Raw genomic sequence first — 264 nt, 5'->3', positions numbered from 1 at the left:
GGTCTGACTACCACGCTCTTAGGTGGCGGTACGCTGCCCGTCACGGTCGCTGCTGGAGCTAACGTCTTCAATCTGGTATCGACGAGTCCGCTAGGCTGTAGCACTGTAACGCCCGTAAGCGTGACGGGTGTGAACGCCCCCGTGCTCAACCCCATCTCGGTATCGCTCTGCGTGGGTGCTCCGCTGAACCTAACAGGTCTGCTGGGTGGCTCAGGGAATATCCTCACCGGTCTGACTACCACGCTCTTAGGTGGCGGTGCGCTA

The 264-nt window shown here is 60.6% G+C and carries 1 protein-coding gene; it reads left to right on the top strand.

Translation table 11 applies throughout. The features are described 5' to 3' along the window. A partial coding sequence (locus J2I46_RS32725; RefSeq protein ID WP_207333321.1) for a hypothetical protein occupies nt 1–264 on the top strand: 264 nt, incomplete at both ends.

Origin of the sequence: Fibrella forsythiae, from assembly GCF_017353175.1 — a bacterium.
Taxonomy (GTDB): Bacteria; Bacteroidota; Bacteroidia; order Cytophagales; family Spirosomataceae; genus Fibrella; species Fibrella forsythiae.
Note: the sequence above shows the minus strand (reverse complement) of the source record. Positions and strands in the feature narration are given on the sequence as shown.